At 71.1% G+C, this 4,548-nt stretch carries 5 protein-coding genes and 1 pseudogene; 4 read left to right on the top strand and 2 right to left on the bottom strand.

Annotated elements, in window-relative coordinates:
- From JWP28_RS03705 to JWP28_RS03690, 4 genes are all read left to right on the top strand, one after another.
- A partial coding sequence (locus JWP28_RS03705; RefSeq protein ID WP_299540071.1) for an SEL1-like repeat protein occupies nt 1–713 on the top strand: 713 nt, incomplete at its 5' end.
- 43 nt (nt 714–756) lie between these two features.
- Complete coding sequence (locus JWP28_RS03700) at nt 757–1,680, top strand: sulfite exporter TauE/SafE family protein (RefSeq protein WP_299540069.1); 924 nt, start codon at nt 757–759, stop codon at nt 1,678–1,680.
- Nucleotides 1,677–2,453 carry a TIGR02186 family protein gene (locus JWP28_RS03695; protein WP_299540067.1) on the top strand — a complete coding sequence of 259 codons (777 nt, stop codon included), beginning with the start codon at nt 1,677–1,679 and terminating at the stop codon, nt 2,451–2,453. Before JWP28_RS03700 ends, JWP28_RS03695 begins: the two co-directional genes overlap by 4 nt.
- Nucleotides 2,454–2,936, top strand: coding sequence for a DUF3429 domain-containing protein (locus tag JWP28_RS03690; protein WP_299540064.1), 483 nt, complete (start codon nt 2,454–2,456; stop codon nt 2,934–2,936).
- A 7-nt stretch (nt 2,937–2,943) separates the two neighbouring features.
- Here the strand turns inward: JWP28_RS03690 and pdeM are convergent, their stop codons facing one another.
- Nucleotides 2,944–3,675 carry a ligase-associated DNA damage response endonuclease PdeM gene (gene pdeM / locus JWP28_RS03685; protein ID WP_299540062.1) on the bottom strand — a complete coding sequence of 244 codons (732 nt, stop codon included), beginning with the start codon at nt 3,673–3,675 and terminating at the stop codon, nt 2,944–2,946.
- Nucleotides 3,672–4,548, bottom strand: a pseudogene (locus tag JWP28_RS03680) (DNA ligase-associated DEXH box helicase); the annotation flags it as partial. The pseudogene JWP28_RS03680 and the gene pdeM, both read right to left, overlap by 4 nt.

Raw genomic sequence — 4,548 nt, 5'->3', positions numbered from 1 at the left:
CCGCCCGCGCAGTGGCGGCCAGGCGGCCCGGCGCGCTCAGCCATCTGAAGGCCCTGGCCGACGGCGGCTCCGCGCCGGCGCAGGTCTTCCTGGCCAGGCTCTATGAAACCGGCCAGTCGGGGGTCGTGCAGAACCTGGCCGAGGCGCGCCGCTGGACCGAGCGCGCCGCCGAAGCCGGCGACCCTCCGGCCATGCACAACCTCGCCCTCTACTACTTTCGCGGGGAGGGCGGGCCGCAGGACGCTGCCGCCGCCGCCCAGTGGTTCAAGAAGGCCGCCCAGCGCGGGGTGGTGGACTCGCAGTACAACCTGGGCCTGCTCTACCTGTCGGGGTCAGGCGTGCCGCGCGATCTCGCCCAGGCCTACAAGTGGTTCACAGTCGCCGCCAACGCCGGCGACGCCGAGGCCCGCGCGAGCGCCACGGACCTGGCGGGCAAGCTACCGGCCACCCAGCTCGCCGCCGCCGAGGGCCAGGCCGGCGCCTTCGAGCCTGTCGCCGCCTTGTCGCCCTCGGACATGCCGGCCCCGGGCCTCTCCGTCGTCGCCGCCCAGAAGGTCCTCGGCCGGCTGGGCTACTACAGGGGACGGCCGGACGGCGCGGTCTCGCGCCAGCTCAAGCTTGCCGTGACCGCCTATCAGCGCGATCAAGGCTTGGCGGCCACCGGGTCGCTCGACCCCGCCACGGTTTCCCGGCTCTCCGTCCTGACGCGCTGAGTCGGGTTCCGGCCGGCTGCCGCTCGTAACTAGGCGCTGCGCTTTGGACCTCTACCTGCCCATCGCCGAGGTGTCCGTGAACGCACCCCTGCTGGTGGCGCTGGGCGCCCTGGTGGGCTTCATCTCCGGCATGTTCGGCATCGGCGGCGGGTTCCTGATGACCCCGGTGCTGGTGTTTCTCGGCATCCCGCCGGCCGTGGCGGTGGCCAGCATGTCCAACCACGTCGCCGCCTCGTCGATGTCGAGCGTGATGTCCTACGGCCGCAAGCGCGGCGTGGATTTCCGCATGGGCGGAGTGCTGGCCGCCGGCGGGGCGGTGGGTTCGGTCCTCGGCGTCGAGATCTTCCGCTGGCTGCGGCTGCTCGGCCAGGCCGACCTGGTGGTGGCGCTCTCCTACCTGATCTTCCTGGGGATCATCGGCGGCCTGATGTTCTGGGAGTCGATCGGCGCCATCCTGCGCCGGCGCCGCAACGCGCCTGCGCCGCCGCGCGGCGAGCGCCGGCCGCCCTGGCTCTACGGCCTGCCGCTGAAGATGCGCTTCCCCCGCTCGCGGCTCTACATCAGCGTGATCCCGCCGTTGGCGCTGGGCGCCTTCGTGGGCGTGCTCTCGGCGATCATGGGCGTCGGCGGCGGCTTCGTCCTGGTGCCCGCCATGGTCTACATCCTGCGGATGCCGGCCAGCGTGGTGGTCGGCACAAGCCTCTTCCAGATCATCATCACCACCGCGCTCACCGGCGTGCTGCAGGCCGGCCGTAACCAGACCGTCGATATCGTGCTGGCCACCCTGCTGCTGGTGGGCGGCGTGCTCGGCGCCCAGTTCGGCGCCCGCGCCTCCTCGCGCTTCCGCGCCGAGGAGCTTCGCGCCCTCCTGGCGCTGATCGTCCTCCTGGTCGGCCTGCGGATGGGCCTTGGCCTGTTCTTCACCCCGCGCGAAGCCTTCGTACTGATGTCGGGGACCGGCGGGTGATCGCCGCGGCGGTCTCGCCTGCCGCGCCGCCGACGCATCCGGCTGCGATCTCCGCGGCGCTGACAGAAACCCGCGTGCGGGTGAACTCTGACTTCCGCGGCGACCAGATCGTGCTCTACGGCGCGGTCTTCGACCCGGTCTCGCGGCCGAGCGACGTGGTGGTCATCGTTCGCGGCCCCGATCAGCCGGTGCGGATCGCGCGCAAGAGCCGCGTGGCAGGCCTCTGGGTCAACAGCCGCCCGGTGGTCTTCCAAGGCGCGCCCGGGTTCTACATCGCGGCATCCACCCGCCCCCTGGACGACATCGCCCGCTTCGGCGTGCTGCGGCGGCTGGGCGCCGGCGTCGACCACCTGGCGATCAACGCGCCCGCCGAACAGCGCACGGAGACCCGCTACGGGGTCCGCGACGTGGTGGTGAGCCGGCTGGGGGCCGACTACCTCGACTGGCGCCGCGCGGTGGTGCGCCTGAAGGAGGCCCAGCACCTCTACGCGGTGGACGAACATGGCGTGCGCTTCGTCGACAAGGGCCTCTTCCGTGCTGAGATCGCCCTGCCGGCCGAGGCGCCGATCGGCAGGTACGACGTCCGCATCCTCTTGTTCCAGAACGGCCAGCCGGTGTCCGAGAAGGATCGGACGCTCACCGTCGAGAAGGTCGGCGCCGCACGCAGCCTTTACCTTTGGGCCCATGAGAGGCCATGGTCCTACGGTCTAGCTGCGATGGTATTCGCGCTGGCGGCCGGCTGGGCGGCGTCGTCCGCGTTTCGGAGAGACTGAATGGTGACGGACATGCCGGAACCCGCAGCTCGCTACGAGTCCATCCCCCCGGCGCTCTGGGCCATCGCGCTCTGCGCACTTGCGCCTTTCCCCATCGCCGCCATCGCCTACGGCTGGGGCGCCGCCGACATCGCCCGCCCGGCGCTTACGGTCATCTTGACCTGGTCGGGCATCATCCTGGCCTTCCTGGGCGGTGTCCGCTGGGGCATGGAATCCGGTCGGCTAAAGCCCAGGGCCGAGCGCCTGCTGATCTCAGTGCTCTCGCCGGTCGTCGCCTGGACTCTGCTGGCGGCCCGTCACCGCATCCCCGACGGCTGGATCATCGGCGGCTGCATCGGCGCCTTCCTGGTGCAGTGGCTGTTCGACCACCAGGCCCCCGACGTGCCGGCCCGCTATCCCAGGCTCTCCACCGCGCTCACCGCCGGCGCCTGCATCTCGCTGGCGGTCTGCCTGGATCAGGCGATGAAGACGGGCCACGTCTGAGGCGCGCTCAGTCCCCGACCAGCGACCGCCATCCCACCGCATGCACCCGGCCATTACCCAATGCGCCGGCCAGCGGCGGCCGCGCGAACAGGCCGTCGAAAGCCTTGTCGCGGACGTTCAGCCCGCCCGCATAGGCGCCGAAGGCCGGCAGGATCGCGCGTTCGGAATCGGTGATGAAGCAGCGGCGGCGCACGCTGCCGCGGGTCGCCTTCACGCGGGCGGCCGGATGCAGGTGGCCGGAAACCTCTCCCGGCTGCGGGCTCGCGCGCGGCTCGTGCCGGAGCGTCAGGCCACAGAGTTCGAGCTCGTCGGCGGTCTCGCCGGGCAGGGCGTGCGGTCCGTCGGCGTCGTGGTTGCCGACCACCCAGACCAGCGTCCTGCCGCGGGCCAGTTCGCGCAACCGCTCGGCGTCGTCCGCCGCCAGCCGCGCCTCGGACTTGCGGTCGTGGAAGGTGTCGCCCAGCAGGACCACCATGGCAGGCGTCAGGGCCTCGACCTCGGCTGCCAGGCGTTTCAACGTCTCGCGGGTGTCGTAGGGCGGAAGCATCTGGCCGCGCGCGGCGTAGGAACTACCCTTCTCCAGGTGCAGGTCGGCGACCACCAGGGCGCGCTCGCCCGCGAGCCATAGAGCCCCGGAGCAGCGCAACAGCGCCTCCGCCCCGCCGATCCGCGTGCGCAGCGCCCCGCAGTCGCTCTGGGAGTAGTCGTAGGCGAAGGCCCGGGCGGTGACGGCGTTCATTGCATTGCCTCGGCGATCAGGTCGTCGGCCGCCTCCCTAAGGATCATTTCGCCCGCCTGGCCGGGTGACCGCTCCTTGCCGATCTCCAGCAGGATCGGCACCGAGAACGGGGACAGGTGCTCGAGCGGCGCATGCCGGATCCGCCCCTTGATGCGCGCCAGCATCTGCCCGAGCCGCGCCACGTCGATGAGGCCGGTCGCCGCGTCGTCCCGCGCGCAGCGCAGCAGCAGGTGGTCCGGCTGGTGGCGGCGAAGCGTGTCGTAGATGAGGTCGGTTGAGAAGGTGATCTGGCGCCCCGACTTCTGCTGCTGGCCCGGGAAGCGCCGCTCGATCAGCCCCGCGACGATCGCGCAGCCCTTGAAGGCGCGCTTCATCATGAAGCTATCGGCGAGCCACGCTTCCAGATCGTCGCCCAGCATGTCCTCGTCGAAGAGTTCGCCGAAATCGAGGCCTTCCAGCGGATTGAGCGCCCAGACGGCCAATGCGTAGTCGTTGCAGACGAAGCCCAGCGGCGCCGCACCCATCCGCTCCAGCCGCCGCGTCAGCAGCATGGCCAGCGTGGTGTGCGCCAGGCGGCCCTCGAACGGATAGCAGACCATGAAATGCCGCCGCCCACGGGCGAAGGTCTCCAACAGCATCTCGTCTTCCTCGGGGATGACGGAGCGGTCGCGCTGCGCCTCCAGCCACTCGCGGACATCGGCGGGCAGCACCTGCCAGTGCGCCTGGTCGTACATCAACTGGCGCACCCGCTTGGCGAGGTAGGTCGAGAGCGCGACCTTCGAGCCGCCCCAGGATGGCATCTTGGGATCCGCGGTAGGCGCGGGCTGCACCTGGTCGTCGAGGTTGGTCACGGCCACCTGCCGCCAGACCTGG

This window comes from Phenylobacterium sp. (assembly GCF_028290885.1).
In the GTDB taxonomy this organism is placed as follows: domain Bacteria; phylum Pseudomonadota; class Alphaproteobacteria; order Caulobacterales; family Caulobacteraceae; genus Phenylobacterium.
Note: the sequence above shows the minus strand (reverse complement) of the source record. Positions and strands in the feature narration are given on the sequence as shown.

Excerpts from the sequence above, each read along its gene's own strand:
- JWP28_RS03690 (WP_299540064.1), top strand. The coding sequence starts at position 2,454 with ATGGTGACGGACATGCCGGAACCCGCAGCTCGCTACGAGTCCATCCCC.
- pdeM (WP_299540062.1), bottom strand. The coding sequence starts at position 3,675 with ATGAACGCCGTCACCGCCCGGGCCTTCGCCTACGACTACTCCCAGAGC.